Annotated in this window: 13 protein-coding genes; 9 read left to right on the top strand and 4 right to left on the bottom strand. The window is 72.9% G+C overall.

All coding sequences use genetic code 11. The features are described from left to right. Nucleotides 1-532: hypothetical protein (locus E1293_RS47920; protein ID WP_165978534.1), on the top strand; the 532-nt coding region annotated here is incomplete at its 5' end. Next, nucleotides 529-2271 carry a serine/threonine-protein kinase gene (locus tag E1293_RS34950; RefSeq protein WP_165978533.1) on the top strand — a complete coding sequence of 581 codons (1743 nt, stop codon included), beginning with the start codon at nucleotides 529-531 and terminating at the stop codon, nucleotides 2269-2271. The genes E1293_RS47920 and E1293_RS34950, both read left to right, overlap by 4 nt. Before the next feature lie 21 nt (nucleotides 2272-2292). On the opposite strand, the gene E1293_RS34945 is transcribed toward E1293_RS34950, so the two are convergent. Next, nucleotides 2293-2835 carry a hypothetical protein gene (locus E1293_RS34945; RefSeq protein WP_132202329.1) on the bottom strand — a complete coding sequence of 181 codons (543 nt, stop codon included), beginning with the start codon at nucleotides 2833-2835 and terminating at the stop codon, nucleotides 2293-2295. Between the two features lie 130 nt (nucleotides 2836-2965). Next, nucleotides 2966-3730 (bottom strand): SGNH/GDSL hydrolase family protein, encoded by a 765-nt coding sequence (locus E1293_RS34940; protein WP_207939268.1) that lies wholly within the window; start codon nucleotides 3728-3730, stop codon nucleotides 2966-2968. Between the two features lie 112 nt (nucleotides 3731-3842). On the opposite strand from E1293_RS34940, the gene E1293_RS34935 reads away from it, so the two are divergent. From E1293_RS34935 to E1293_RS34925, 3 genes are read left to right on the top strand one after another with little or no spacing between them, the layout of a single operon-like run. After that, nucleotides 3843-4517, top strand: coding sequence for a response regulator transcription factor (locus E1293_RS34935; protein WP_132202325.1), 675 nt, complete (start codon nucleotides 3843-3845; stop codon nucleotides 4515-4517). Further along, a complete protein-coding gene (locus tag E1293_RS34930; RefSeq protein ID WP_132202323.1) occupies nucleotides 4514-5926 on the top strand; it encodes a sensor histidine kinase in 1413 nt (470 codons plus the stop codon). The genes E1293_RS34935 and E1293_RS34930 overlap by 4 nt, the downstream gene beginning before the upstream one ends. Further along, nucleotides 5923-6396, top strand: a complete 474-nt coding sequence (locus E1293_RS34925; protein WP_132202321.1) for a hypothetical protein — start codon at nucleotides 5923-5925, stop codon at nucleotides 6394-6396. Before E1293_RS34930 ends, E1293_RS34925 begins: the two co-directional genes overlap by 4 nt. On the opposite strand, the gene E1293_RS34920 is transcribed toward E1293_RS34925, so the two are convergent. Beyond that, nucleotides 6397-7611 carry an acyltransferase family protein gene (locus tag E1293_RS34920; RefSeq protein WP_132202319.1) on the bottom strand — a complete coding sequence of 405 codons (1215 nt, stop codon included), beginning with the start codon at nucleotides 7609-7611 and terminating at the stop codon, nucleotides 6397-6399. It lies immediately after the preceding gene. 86 nt (nucleotides 7612-7697) lie between these two features. Further along, nucleotides 7698-8687: a substrate-binding domain-containing protein gene (locus E1293_RS34915; protein WP_132202317.1), complete on the bottom strand. Its 990-nt coding sequence runs from the start codon at nucleotides 8685-8687 to the stop codon at nucleotides 7698-7700. Nucleotides 8688-8816: 129 nt separating this feature from the next. Between E1293_RS34915 and E1293_RS34910 the strand changes: the two genes are divergently transcribed. From E1293_RS34910 to E1293_RS34895, 4 genes are all read left to right on the top strand, one after another. Continuing rightward, nucleotides 8817-9461: a PadR family transcriptional regulator gene (locus tag E1293_RS34910; protein ID WP_132202315.1), complete on the top strand. Its 645-nt coding sequence runs from the start codon at nucleotides 8817-8819 to the stop codon at nucleotides 9459-9461. Nucleotides 9462-9522: 61 nt separating this feature from the next. Then, on the top strand, nucleotides 9523-10848 hold the full coding sequence (locus E1293_RS34905; RefSeq protein WP_132202313.1) for an SLC13 family permease: 1326 nt from the start codon (nucleotides 9523-9525) through the stop codon (nucleotides 10846-10848). Nucleotides 10849-10864: 16 nt separating this feature from the next. Continuing rightward, nucleotides 10865-12508, top strand: a complete 1644-nt coding sequence (locus E1293_RS34900; RefSeq protein WP_132202311.1) for a thiamine pyrophosphate-binding protein — start codon at nucleotides 10865-10867, stop codon at nucleotides 12506-12508. A gap of 11 nt (nucleotides 12509-12519) precedes the next feature. Continuing rightward, a complete protein-coding gene (locus tag E1293_RS34895; protein WP_132202309.1) occupies nucleotides 12520-13995 on the top strand; it encodes an aldehyde dehydrogenase family protein in 1476 nt (491 codons plus the stop codon). Nucleotides 13996-14019: the final 24 nt, after the last annotated feature.

The following is a 14019-nucleotide window of genomic DNA, read 5'->3' as shown; positions in this document are numbered from 1 at the left end:
CCTGCTGACCTCGCCGCCGAACCCCTGCACGCTGGTCACCGCGAAGGACACGGCGAGCCTCGTCACCGGCGCCCAAGGTCGCTGGATCACGAAGGACGTCCGGCCCGAGGGACGGCACTGCCTGTGGGAGGCGTGGAAGGTGCCGGCCAGGCTGCAGGTCTACATGCCCAGGGTGTACGGCTCGGTGGCCGAGGCGAACCGGTACGTGACGGACGAACTCGCCGAACAAGCCCGAATGCAGCCCACGCCGGTCACTCAGGACTGGGACTTCCCCTTCCCCGGCCTTCCGCAGCGGAAGGCGAGAGCCGCGCTCACGCCGCCCAGGGTCCTGACCGGTGTCGGCGACCGGGCGTACTACTACACCATGGGCGGCATCGACACCGCCTTCGACCTGGCGACCCTGGTCGTCCGGAAGGGCAACGTCGTCGTGTACATCGACTACCAGGCCGGTCGCGGTGCGGCGGTCAACGGCGCCCGGCGCGCCGGGACGTTCGTGGCCGGTGCCCTTGCCGGACTCCAGGGCGGCCGGTGAGCCCGCCCGAGCCGCTGGACGGGCGCTACCGGCTGGGCGGCAGGCTCGGCAGCGGCGGCATGGGCACGGTCTGGCGGGCGCGCGACGAGGAATTGGGCCGCGACGTGGCGGTCAAGGAGCTGACCCTGCCGCCCGAGATCAGCGGGGCCCGGCGCGAGCAGGCCGTGCAGCGGGCGCTGCGCGAAGCCCGCGCCGCGGCCCGGCTGCGGCATCCCGGCATCGTCACCGTCCACACCGTGGTGCACGCCGACGGGCGGCCGTGGATCGTGATGGAACTGCTGTCCGGCCGGTCGCTGGACCAGGTCCTGAAGCACGACGGCCCGCTGGACCCGCGGCGTGCCGCCGTCCTCGGGATCGAGATGCTGGACGCCCTGAGCGCGGCGCACGAGCAGGGCGTCCTGCACCGCGACGTGAAGCCGGCCAACATCTTCCTGCGCGACGACGGCCGGGCGGTGCTCACCGACTTCGGCATAGCCGCGCTCGCGGGCGACGCCTCGCTCACCCGTCCGGGCGCACTGATCGGCTCGCCCGCCTACATGGCTCCCGAACGCGTCCGCGGTGAGCCCGGCGGGCCGCCGTCCGACCTGTGGTCGCTCGGAGCCACGCTGTACGCGCTGACCGAGGGCCGCCCGCCGTTCGGCCGGTCGACGCCGCTGGGCGTGCTCGGCGCCGTGCTGACCGAGCCGCCGGCGCCGCCCCGGCTGGCCGGACCCCTGACCCCGCTGCTGCTCCGCCTCCTCGACAAGAACCCGGACCGCCGCCCCGCCGCCGCCCTCGCGCACCGTGAACTCCGCGCGATCGCCGATCCCGCGCCGGCCCGGGGGCGGCGCTCCCGCGGCGCCGGTGCCGCGCCCGCGTCGGCCCGGTGGTGGCGCTCTCGCGGCGCCGAGCCCGCGCCGGCCCCGTGGTGGCGCTCCGGCGGTGCCGAGCCCGCGTCGGCCCCGGGGCGGGGCTCTCGTGGTGCCGAGCCCGCGCTGGCCCCGCGGTGGCGTTCTCGCGGTGCCGCGCCTGGACCGCCCCTACGGCGGCGCTTCCGCCGGTGGCATGGCGCGAGCGCCGCCGCGGCGGCGCTATTTATCGCTGGTGCGGCGGCCCTCGCGATGACGCACGGCGGCAGCGAGGAGCGCCCGGCGGCCTGGACACCCGCCCCGACGTTCGCCGCCGTACCCCCGGTGTGCGGTCTCCTCAAAGCCGACCAGATAGGCCGCTACGTCGCCTCACCGGCCGCCGCCCCGCCCACGGTGAAGCTCACCAATCCCGCCAACGACTACTTCGCCCAGGGCCCCGCCGAGCAGTCGTGCACCTGGGACGACCCTGGCGCGCCGGGCGGTCGCGAATCCCGCGCGACGGTCAGGGTGCGCGTCGCCGAGGGCACCTCTCCGGAGGATGCCGTCGTGGTCGCCGTCAGCGCCTTCAACAAGCTGGAGGGCGACGCCCGGCAGGGCCAGTACACCGACACCAGATCCCCGCGGCCCGAAGCGATCAGCGACGGCGCCGGCGACGAGGCCTACAAGATCGGCACGGTCGACGAGAAGGGCCGCGTGCACCGTGCCACCGTGGTCAGCCGCACCGTCAACCTCCTGATGGAGGTGCGCTTCGAGAACCGGATCCCCAAGCCGCTCGACAACGACGGTCTCTTCGACGGCTGGGAACGCCTCTACAGCACCGCGACCCAGATAGGCCAATGGACGCTAACCGCCCTCCAGGCCGTCCGAACCCACCCTCCTTCCCCGTCATAGAACCGGCCACCGCACACCCGCCTACGTTCGTGTGCTCCGGCGCATCGAGGCGATCCCCTCCTTCCACAGTCTGGAGATGGGGCTTAGGGAGATCACCGAGTTGAGCACCGATGCCGGGGTCAGAGGGGCGCCCTCGTCTTCGTCGAACATGGCGTCCGCCTTCGGTGCCCGCTGTGCCAGGACATCGGTGTCGAGGTGTGGGGGTGGGGTGGTGCCGCGGTCGGCGATGTGGGCTGAGGTGATCGTGAGTTCGTAGTGGGCCCACACCATGGCGGCGTCGACGAGGCGGCGCGGTGTGGCGTGCACGAGGTAGACGTCGGACAGCGCGGTGACGATCAGCAGGGCGGGCGCGTCGTGGTCCAGGTTGACCGCGGTGGGGTCGGACGGCCAGATCGCCACGCGCAGCCGCCGCTCGTCGACGACGCGCAGCTCTCCCCAGTCCGGCACGCAGGCCCGCGGTGCCCCGTCGGCACCGCACGTGATCAGGACGACGGGGCGCTGGCGCGACGGCGCCCCGTCGATCGCTCGGACGGCGGCCGGGAGCACCTCGGATGACAACACCATCGGCATATCCGCCTAACGTCGGAGTCCCTCCCGGCCCGGGAACCCCTCGGCCGGGATTCGATCATATGTTCGATCCTATCGTCGATGTGCGACATCTGGCGAGGGGCTTGACCGACCGGCCGCGAAGCGGTCAGCAGCCCTTGAAGTGCTTGTCCCCGGACCAGCCGGTGTTGGCCCAGGACTTCGGGTCCGCGGGGGAGAAGCCGGGGAACAGCTTCGCCAGTTCGCGGAGCAGCCAGCCGGTGAAGCGTGCCGCGCCCTGCGGGCAGGTGTGGATGCCGTCGGCGCTGCGGTCGGCCTTGCCGTCCTTGACCTGCTGGTACGTGCCGCCCCATACGGCGCCGGCGTCGAGGAAGCGGGCCTTGCCCGCGGAGGCGGACGCGACCGCGCGGGCGACGCCGGGGGCGCGGCGCAGGTCGGCCAGGTGCGGCTTGTAGAAGTCGTCGGCCTTGATCGGGGGCGCGGTGACGAAGACCAGCTCCGCGCCGGCCTTGGTCACCGTGGCCAGCAGCTTGCCGTAGGCCGCTCGCTGCTCCTGTGCGCTGCCCCAGTCGTAGGTGGTGAGCTGGTAGATCACCACGGCCGGCTTGGCGGCGGTGATCTGCCCGGGCAGCTTCTTCCAGTTCTTGTCTGAGAACGGTCCGACGACGTTCCCGCCGCCTTCGGAGGCGTTCGACCGGAATCCGACGCCGCCGGCCTTGAACGCGGCCGCCAGGGGCAGCGCCTCGCCCACCGCGATGGAGTCGCCCAGGAAGAGCACCTTGGACAGGCCCTTCCCGGCGGGTGAGACGGTCATGGTCGTGCCCGAATCGGTCGCGGCGGACTGGGCGGAGCAGGCCGCGGTCAGCAGCAGCGGCGCGGTCAGGCCGAGGATGAGGCTTCGTGTCTTGATCATGGTGTCGACGGTGCCGCCGCCGTGTCCCGGGGCCGCCACCGCCATGTCGCCGTTGTGTCGCAAGAGACGGCGGCGGCCCGGATCCGGAACCGGCGTTGGCCATACTGGGCGAGTGGCCGCGATTCTGCTCATCGAGGACGATCCCCTGCTCCGGCGGGGGCTCCAGCTCGCGCTGCGCGGACACGGCCACGACGTCCGGACGGCCGACACCGGCGAGGACGGGCTGCGCGAGATGCGCTCGTCCCCGCCCGACCTGGTGGTGCTCGACCTGATGCTGCCCGGCATCGACGGGCTGGAGGTGTGCCGCCGCATCCGGTCGGCCGGCCGGGTCCCCGTGATCATCCTCACCGGGCGCGCCGACGACTTCGACGTCGTCGGCGGCCTGGAGGCGGGCGCGGACGACTATGTCGTCAAGCCGGCGCAGCCCACCGTCCTCGACGCGCGGATCCGCGCGGTGCTGCGCCGCAGCGTCGGCGACCCCGACGGTGTGCGGGCGCACCGCGACCTGCGCATCGACACCGCGGCGCTGACGGTGTCGCTGCGCGGCGAGCCGGTGCTGCTGACGCCGACCGAGCTGCGGCTGCTGCTGACCCTGTCCCGGGCCCCGGGCCGGGTGTTCAGCCGGCAGCGGCTCCTGGAGGAGGTGTGGGAGCACGACTACCTCGGCGACTCCCGGCTGGTCGACAACTGCGTGCAGCGGCTGCGCGCGAAGGTCGAGGCCGATCCGTCGAGCCCCGAGTACGTCCAGACCGTGCGCGGGTTCGGTTACCGGTTCGGACCGGTATGACCGGACGGCTGTGGCCGCGCGGGCTGCGCGCCCGGCTCCTGGTCGCCGTCGTGCTGGTGACCGTGCTCGGCGCCGCCGCCGCGGCCTGGTCGAGCGCCCGGTCGGCGCGGAACGCGCTGGTCACCTCGACCCAGCAGCGGCTCACCGCGGCCGTCGCCGGCCAGATCGGCGCGATCACCCCTCAACTGACCTATCCGCCGGATCAGGGAGCTCTCGACCGGCTGCGCGCCGCGGTCGGCGTGCACACGCTGGTGACCTACCGCGGCCTGCGGTCCGCCGACGGCACCGGCGTCGAGCCGGTGACCGGCGCGTTGCGCTCCGCCGTGCGCGCCCGGAACCGGCTGGTCACGCAGCGGATCACCGCGCAGGGCCGGCCGTGGCTGCTGATCGGCACGCCCATCGTGATCACCGCGCCGGACGGGGCGCGCACCCCGTCCGGCATCGAGGTGTACACCGCGCGCGACCTCAGCGGTGTCGAGCGGCAGGTCGACGGCCTCGCCAGGTCCGCGGCCGGCACCGCCGCGCTGGCGCTGCCGCTGGCGGCGCTGCTGGCGCTGCTGGCCGCGCGCAGCGTCCTGCGCCCGGTCCGGGAGCTGCGCGACACCGCGCGCCGGCTGGCGGCCGGCGACCTCGGCGCGCGCTCGCCGCCCCAGGGCGCGGACGAGCTGGCCGAGCTCACCGTGACCGTCAACGAGATGGCCGACTCGCTGCAGGCGTCGATGGCCGCGATGCGGAAGATGCAGGCCGACGCCAAGCGGTTCGCCGCCGACGCCTCCCATGAGCTGCGCACCCCGCTGAGCACGCTGGCGGCGGTGGTGGACGTGCTGGCGGCCGCGGCGGACGGGATGGAGCCGGACGCCCGGGAGTCCTCGCAGCTGGCGATCAGCGAGACCCACCGGCTGGTCCGCCTCGTCGAGGACCTTATGGAAGTGTCCCGCTTCGACGCCGGTACCGCCCGGTTGCGGGTGGACGAGGTCGACGTGGCCGGCGCCCTGCGGGACTGCCTGCGTGCCCGGGGCTGGCTGGACCGGGTCGAACTGGAGGCACCGGACGGCCTCCTGCTGCGGCTGGACCGGCGGCGGCTGGACGTCATCGTGGCGAACCTGGTCGGCAACGCGCTGCGGCATGGCGAACCGCCGGTGCGCGTGCACGTGTCGGCGTCCGGCGACCAGGTGCGGATCCAGGTCACCGATGGGGGACCGGGCGTGCCCGAGCACGTGCTGCCCCATGTCTTCGACCGCTTCTTCAAGGCGGATGCGGCCCGCACTCGCACGCCGGGAAGCGGGCTCGGCCTGGCGATCGTGCTTGAGAACGTCCACCTGCACGGAGGCGACATCACCGCGGGCAACGCCGACGGCGGGGGAGCGCGCTTCACCGTGCGGCTGCCACGGGATGTGGAGGACAGGTGAAGCGGATCTGGCCGGTGCTGGCGGTCCTGCTGCTGACCGCTTGCGGGATCCAGCCTTCCGGTGTGACCGGTGGCGGCGAGGCTCCGACGGGCGTGACGCGCGGGGTGACGCTGTACTTCATCGACGCGCACGGCGACCTCACCCCGCGGCTCAGGCGGACCGACCACCTGGGCACGATCCCGGAGGCGATGGAGCTGCTGCTGTGGGGGCCCGGCGAGTCGAGCCTGCGCACGGAGATCGCACCGGTCACGCCGAAGCGGGTGGTGGTGACCAGCACCGCGGGCGTGATCCTCCTCCGGGTGCCGTTCACGGCCCAGGACGTGACCCCGCTGGGCATCGACCAGATCGTGTGCACGGCGCTGGCCGTCCATGTGCAGGGCGGCGGGCCGAGGGGCATGAAGGTGCGGATCGGCTTCACCCAGGACACGCCAGAGTCGGGCAAGCAGCGGACCTGCCCGCTCATCAAGTGATCAGTCCAGCTCGCCGATGTCGATGGTGGCCGGAGCGGGCGCGGGCAGCGCGAGCCACAGCACGGCGAGGCCGATCATGAGCGCCGCGAACGCGAGCAGCCCGCCGCGTCCCCTCGCCCAGCCGGCCCGGAACCGGATCGGGTCTTCGAGCAGGTACTTCGACAGCGCGGCCAAGCCGATCGACACGGCGCACACCACGGCCGTCCAGGGCCACCCGCCGAGCCCGGTCCGCTCCGGGGAGAGCAGCACGATGACGGGCCAGTGCCACAGGTACAGGCTGTAGGAGATCAGTCCCGACCACCGCAGCGGCCGCCAGGAGAGGGCCTTCGCGACCCCCGACCGCGGCGCCTGGACGCACAGGCCGATCAGCACCGCGGCGGCCGCCGAGTGCGCGAAGAGCCCGCCGTTGAACAGCCACAGCGAGGTCGTCCCGTCGGCGAGCGACCAGGCCGCGCCGATCCCGGCCGCCAGGACCGCCGACACGGCACCCGCCCACCGGACGGTCGCACGGGCCAGCACGGCACGCACCGTCCGGGTCGCGACCAAGGCGCCCAGCAGCAGCGAGAACGCCCGGGTGTCGGTGCCGGTGTAGACGCGGGTCGGGTCCGCCGGGGCGACCAGCATGATCATCAAGGCCAGCGAGCCGGCCGACACCAGCGCCGCGGTTATCGCGACCCAGCGGTCCGCGTGCCGCCCGCAGCGTGCGATGACCAGCACGAGGACCGGCCACACCAGGTAGAACTGCTCCTCGACCGCGATGCTCCACAGGTGCTCGAACACCCGGCCCGGCCCGAACCGGTCCCAGTAGCCGGCCGACTCCGCGAGCAGGTGCCAGTTGACCAGGTTCAGCTGCACCCACGGGCCGTCGGAGAGCGCCGCCCGCACCATGTCCGGCGGCCCGGCCGCCCAGACCAGGACGGTGACGCCGGCGAGCATGGTCGCCAGCGCGGGCAGCAGCCGGCGGACCCGCCTGCCCCAGAAGGCGACCAGCGACACGGTGCCGCTCGCCTCGGCCTCCCGCAGCAGCAGGTCGGTGATGAGGTAGCCGGAAAGGGCGAAGAACAGGTCCACACCAAGGAAGCCGCCGGGCAGGTGGCCGGTGTGGAACAGCAGCACTCCGAGGATCGCGAGACCCCGCAACCCGTCCAGCGCGGGCAGATACGGCCTGCGCCCGGCGGGTGCGCCGGTGGCCTTGGACGGCTGAACCATCGTCATGGCGCCGACTGTGCCGTCCCCGTGTCAGGGCGCCGTCCGCGTCAGGTCGCAGTCTTGTCGCGGCTCGCCAGGTCATGCGAAACGGGTCAGATGCGGAACGAGTCGGAGGCACTCTTGAGGACGAGGTCTTCGGGGGCCCACAGCCGGTTGGCGAGCCCCTGGTCGTAGGAGTAGCGCGCGAACGTTTCCAGGACGTGCCGGTTGCGTTCGAAGCCGTAGTCCCAGGCGTGCTCGCCCAGCACGTCCACGGTCTCGGTGAGGTGCTCCTGGAGCCAGGGGAGCATGACCTTCAGGGCGCTGCGGTCCCGGAGGTCCTCCTGGGCGATCCGGAGCGACTCGTCGAACGCCTTGTAGAGCGAGCGCGCGATCCACGGGTGCCGCTCGTGGAGGTCCCGTTTGACGACGACCGTGTGCATGATCGGGAAGATGCCGGTGCGGCGGAAGTAGTCCTGCTCGACGGCCTTGAAGTCCTCGAACAGGTGCCGGACGTGCGGGGCCCGGCCGAACGACGACGGCGGGCGGGCGGTGTACAGCGCGTCCAGCTCCCCGTCCGCGAGCATCGAGGAAAGGTTCTGGCCGGGGCCGATGGACTCGATCCGGATGCGCTCCGGCAGGTTCAGCGCGATCTTCTCCTGGCGGCCGTGCTCCTCCAGCGCACCGGTGACGTAGGTGACGCCGTCGACGGGCACGCCGTGGTCCTCGGCGAGGATTCCGCGCTGCCACACGGTCGCGGTCATCTGGTACTCGGGGGTGCCGACGCGCCGGCCCGCGAGGTCGGCGGGGGAGCGGATGCCGCCGCGGTCGTTGACGTAGATCGACTGATGTCGGAAGAAGCGGGACGGGAACACCGGGAGCGCGACGAACGGCGGCTCGTCCTCGTTGAGGGTGAGCAGATAGGACGACAGGCTCATCTCGCTGACGTCGAACTCGTGGCCGCGGAGCTGCCGGTAGAAGGTCTCCTCGACGGGCAGCGGCAGGAAGTTCAGGTCGATGCCCTCCGGCCGGACGCGTCCGGTCCGCAGCGCGTGCATGCGGTCGTAGTCGGAGCAGGCGAAGGACAGCGAGAGCGCGGACATGCGGGACTCCTTGTCGGCGAAGCGGGGCCGGGTCCCAGCAATATAGGTCAACAGTGACATAAAATGTCCAGGGCGCGGCCTGGACGGCCGCCGGCAGCGGCTACATTCAGGGCCGGGAGGGATGCCGGGATGTCACTGCGGCACGCGCTGCTGGCCCTGCTGGAGGCCGGCGCGATGACGGGCTACGAGCTCGCGAAGTGGTTCGACCAGTCGGTCGCCTACGTGTGGAACGCCCAGCACTCCCAGATCTACACCGAGCTGCGGAAGCTCGAACGCGAAGGGCTCGTCGAGGCCCGCACGCTGCCGCGCGGGGAGAAGGCGCTCGCGACCAAGCGCGCCTACACGCTGACGCGGGCCGGCGCGAAGGAGTTGCAGCGCTGGGTCGGCGAGGTCGAGCAGCCGCCGCCGCTGCGCGACACCGCCTACGTCAAGGCCACCTACCTGGAGTACGGGAGCTTCAGTGAGGCCCGCGCCCAGTTCCGCGCGCACCGGGCCCACTACGAGGCGCTCCGCGACCAGTTCGAGGCGCATGTGGACGAGCTGGAGCGCGGTGCCACCGCGCTGCTGCGCCGCAGGCTGGAGCGGGCGCCCGAGGAGGGCCACCAGGCGATCATCGCCTACAAGGTGCATGCCTACCGCGGGCTCGTCGCGCGGGCCAGGACCGAGATCGCCTGGGCCGAGCGCGGCCTCGAACTGGTCGACCGGCTCGCGGACGCCGCCCCGGCCGGGGATGCGGCGATCCGGCCGCCGTCCGGCGAGGCATTCGAAATTTAGGTCACTATTGACAGACCTGTGGAGTGCGTTCTAGCGTCGGCGCACTCTGCTGGGAGGTCACATGTCCACCGAAGTGCTGTCCGTGATCGTGCTGCTCGCCGTCTTCGCGGTGGGGACGTTCCGCCCGGTCAACCTGGGAGCGCTCGCGCTGGTCGCGACCTTCGCGCTCGGCCTGACCGCCGCCGGAGAGGACTTCGACACCCTGCTCAAGGGCTTCCCGGTGGACGTCCTCATCCTGCTCGTCGGCGTCACCTACCTCTTCGGCATCGCGACGGTCAACGGGACGATCGACTGGATCGTGACGTCCGCGGCCCGGCTCGTGCGCGGCAACCGGGCCGTCATCCCGTGGCTGCTGTTCTTCGTCGCCGCCATCCCCACCACGGCGGGCGCGGCGGGACCCGCGTGCGTCGCGCTGCTGGCGCCGATCGCGGTGCGGATGGCGGGCCGGCACCGCCTCGACCCGCGGCTCGCCGGGCTCATGGTGATCAACGGCTCCAACTCCGGCAACTTCTCGCCACTGAACGTCCTCGGCGTGATCGTCAACGGGACGGTGGAGCGCAACGGCCTGGACGTCGGCCGGGGCTGGCTCTGGCTCGGCAACTTCGTGGTCACGATCGCGCTCGGCGCGGCCTGCTTCGCGGTGTTCGGCGGGCTCGACCTCGTCCGGCGCACCCGTCCCGCCGAGGCGGCGCCGGACGCGGCACCCGGCGGGCCGGGCGGTGCCGTCCCGCAGCAGGAGACCGAGCCGGCGCCGGGCGGCCTGCTCGTCGAGGAGAAGACCGAGGCCCCGCCCGCGACGCGGCCGCTGCCGCTCGCCGCGACCCTGACCGCCATCGTGGCCGTCGCGGTCGGCGCGCTGGTGTTCGACCAGGACATCGGCATGCTGGCGCTGATCGCCGCGGTGGCGCTGCACCTCGTCCTGCCCGGCAGCAGCGCCGGCGCCCAAGACAAGATCAGCTGGAGCACCGTGCTGCTGATCTGCGGCATCGTCACCTATGTCGAGCTGATGCAGCGGATGGGCACGGTGAAGTGGATCGGGCAGAGCGTCGCCGACATCGACGCGGCGCTGCTGGCCGCCCTCCTGCTGTGCTTCATCGCGGCCCTGGTCTCGGCGTTCGCGTCCAGCATCGGCGTGCTCGGCGCGATGATCCCGCTGGCCGTCCCGTTCCTGCACACCGGAGGGGTGGGGCAGACGGGCATGGTGATCGCGCTCGCGGTCTGCGCCACTGCGGTGGACGCGACGCCGTTCTCCTCCATGGGCGCGCTCACCGTCGCGAGCGCGCCCGAGCGCGATCGCAGCATGCTCTACCGCGGCCTGGTCCGCTGGGGATTCTCGATGGTGGTCGTCGCGCCGCTGACGACCTGGCTGGTCTTCATCGTCATCTAGTTCGGAGGACATCACCGTGAACGGGGCCCGGCTCGTCGTGGCGGCGCTCGCCGCCGAGGGGGTGCGGCAGGTGTACGGCATTCCCGGCACGACGATCATGGACGTGCTGGACGCGCTGGCCGGCCAGGACACCGTCCGCTACCTGTCGGTCCGGCACGAGCAGGTCGCCGCGTCGATCGCGGACGGCTACGCCCGTGCGAGCGGCGGCGCGGGCGTGTGCATCGCCTCGCGAGGGCCGGGCGCGACGAACATGGCGACCGCGTTCGGCACCGCGTACGACGAGTCGGTGCCGGTGGTCGGCATCATCGGCCAGGTCGCGGGCGGCATCGCACACCGGGAGGCGTTCGAGGAGCTCGACGTGGTCTCGATGTTCCGGCCCGTGACCAAGTGGGCCGTGGAGATCACCCGTCCCGAGCGCATCCCCGAGCTGCTGCAGCGCGCGATCCGGCTGGCGGTGTCGGGACGTCCCGGGCCCGTCGTCGTCTCGCTTCCGCTGGACGTCCTGAAGGCGTCCGCCGACGTGCCGGTGCAGCGCAGGTTCCGTCCCGCGCCGCCGCGACCGGACGCGGCGCGGGTGCGGGACGCGGCCCGGCTGCTGGCCGCCGCGGAACGTCCCGCGGTGATCGTCGGCGGCGGGGTGCGCTCCTTCGACGAGAACGTGACCGGCCTGGCCGAGCGGCTGCGCGCCCCGGTCGTGACCACCTGGTCGCGCAAGGACAGGTTCGCCAACGACCACCCGCAGTTCCTCGGGGCGCTCGGCCCCGGCGCGTTCGGCTGCGCGCAGGACGCCGTGCGCGACGCCGACGCGGTCGTCGCGCTCGGCTGCCGGTTCTCCGAGTTCACCACCGCCCGCTGGACGCTGCTGTCGCCCGAGACCGCCCTGGTCCACGTGGACATCGACGCCGCCGAACTCGGCAAGATCTACGTCCCCGAGGTCGGACTGCAGGCCGACGCCGGCCTGGCCGCACGAGACCTCGCCGGCGCGCTTGACGCGGAGGCACCGCCCGGCGCGGCGCGTGAGCAATGGCTGTCGCGCCTGCGCACCGACTACCTCGCCCGGCGTGAACTCACCGTCCCGCCCCCCTCGTCGGCGATCTCCTCGGCCGAGCTGACCGCGGCCCTGCGCGACGTGCTCGCCCGGACCCCGGCGATCCTCGTCGCCGACGCCCCGAGCTTCGCGCCCTGGATCTGGCGGCACGTCGACTTCGCGTCGCCGGGACGCCACATCGCCTCGGCGGCCGGCGCGATGGCCTGGGGATTCCCGGCCGCGCTGGGTGTCCAGCTCGCCCGTCCCGACGACCGGGTGATCTGCGTCAGCGGCGACGGAAGCTTCTGGATGGTGGCCCAGGACCTGGAGACGGCCGTCCGGGAGAAGATCCCCGTGGTCACCGTGATCGCCAACAACTTCGCCTACGGCAACACCCGCGACCGGCAGCGCATCGCGCACGGCGAACGCTACTTCGGGGTCTTCTACGACAATCCCGACTTCGCCGAGTTCGCCCGGCTGAACGGCGCGCACGGCGAGCGCGTCACCCGCGCCGCCGACCTCGGGCCCGCCCTCGACCGCGCCCTGGCCGCCGGCGGACCGGCCGTCGTCGACATCGTCCAGGACCGCCACGAGGGGCTGCCGCCGGACCTGACCCCGATGCCCGCCCGCTGAACGGAGGCCCCATGGACCACGACACCTCGGCGATCTCCGCGCACCCGTGGCGGCTGCTGATCGGCGGCGATCTCGTCCCCGCCGCCCGCGGCGGCCGCTACACCACGCACGACCCGAGCACCGAACGTCCCCTCGCGCACGTCCCCGACGGCGACGCCGAGGACGTGGACCGCGCCTACCGCGCCGCGGCCGCCGCGGCCCCCGGCTGGCGGGCGACGGCCCCCCGCGCACGCGCCCGGACCGTCCGCGAGTTGGCCCGCGTGCTGCGCGCCAACGCGGAGGAACTCGCCCGCCTCGACGTCCACGACCTCGGCAGCCCGTACCCGATGATGCTGCTGGACGTGGAACGCGCCGCCGACTCCCTGGACCTGTTCGCCGACTGGGCCCTGCAGCTCACCGGCGAGGTCATCCCCGCCAGCGCCGAGCACCTCCACTACACCCTGCGCGAGCCGTACGGCGTCGTGGCCCGCATCCTGCCGTTCAACCACCCCGTCATGTTCGCCGCCGGCAAGATCGCCGCCCCGCTCATGGCGGGCAACACGGTCCTCGTCAAGCCCGCGCACCAGACCCCGCTCTCCGCGCTGCGCACGGGCGAACTGTTCGCGGACGTCCTCCCGCCGGGCGTCCTGAACGTCGTCTCCGGCGCCGGCCCCGCGACCGGTGCCGCGATCAGCGCGCACCCCGGCATCCGCCGCATCGCCTTCATCGGCAGCGAAAGCGTCGGCCGCGCGATCCAGGCGGACGCCGCCCGCGCCGCCGTCAAGCACGTCACCATGGAGCTCGGCGGCAAGAACGCCATGGTCGTGTTCCCGGACGCCGACCTGGAAGCGGCGGCGGACGGCGCCGTGCGCGGAATGAACTTCACCGCGAGCACGGGCCAGTCCTGCGGCTCCACATCACGCCTGCTCGTCCACCGCGACATCGCCGCCGACCTGACCGACCGGCTCCGCGCCAGGATGACCGCCCTCCGCGTCGGCCACCCCCTGGACCCTGACACCGATGTGGGCCCGCTGGTGTCGGCCGACCAGTACCGGAAGGTCCTCGACCACCTTGACCGCGCCCGCCGGGACGGCGCCACAACGCTCTGCGGCGGCACCCGCCCGCCCGGCCTCGACGCCGGCCACTTCATCGCCCCGACCCTGCTCACCGGCGTCCGCCCGGACATGGACGCCGCCAACCAGGAGATCTTCGGCCCCGTCCTCTCCGTGCTGCCCTTCGGCACTGAGGACGAGGCGATCCGACTGGCAAACTCCGTCGACTACGGCTTGACGGCCTCCGTGTGGACGAACGACCTCACCTGCGCCCACCGCCTCGCCGTCGCCCTGGAGGCCGGCTTCGTCTGGGTGAACGGGGCCTCCCAGCACTTCCCCGGCGTCCCCTACGGCGGCGTCAAAGCCTCCGGACTCGGCCGCGAAGAATCCCTCGACGAACTGCTCGGCTTCACCCAGACCAAGGCCGTAACCGTCTTCAACGCGGCCCCCTGCTAGGGCTTGCGGGCTACGGCGCACCAC

Origin of the sequence: Actinomadura darangshiensis (assembly GCF_004349235.1) — a bacterium.
Lineage (GTDB): Bacteria > Actinomycetota > Actinomycetes > Streptosporangiales > Streptosporangiaceae > Spirillospora > Spirillospora darangshiensis.
The sequence above is the reverse complement of the archived record's forward strand: the minus strand, read 5'-3'. Positions and strand labels throughout refer to the sequence as shown.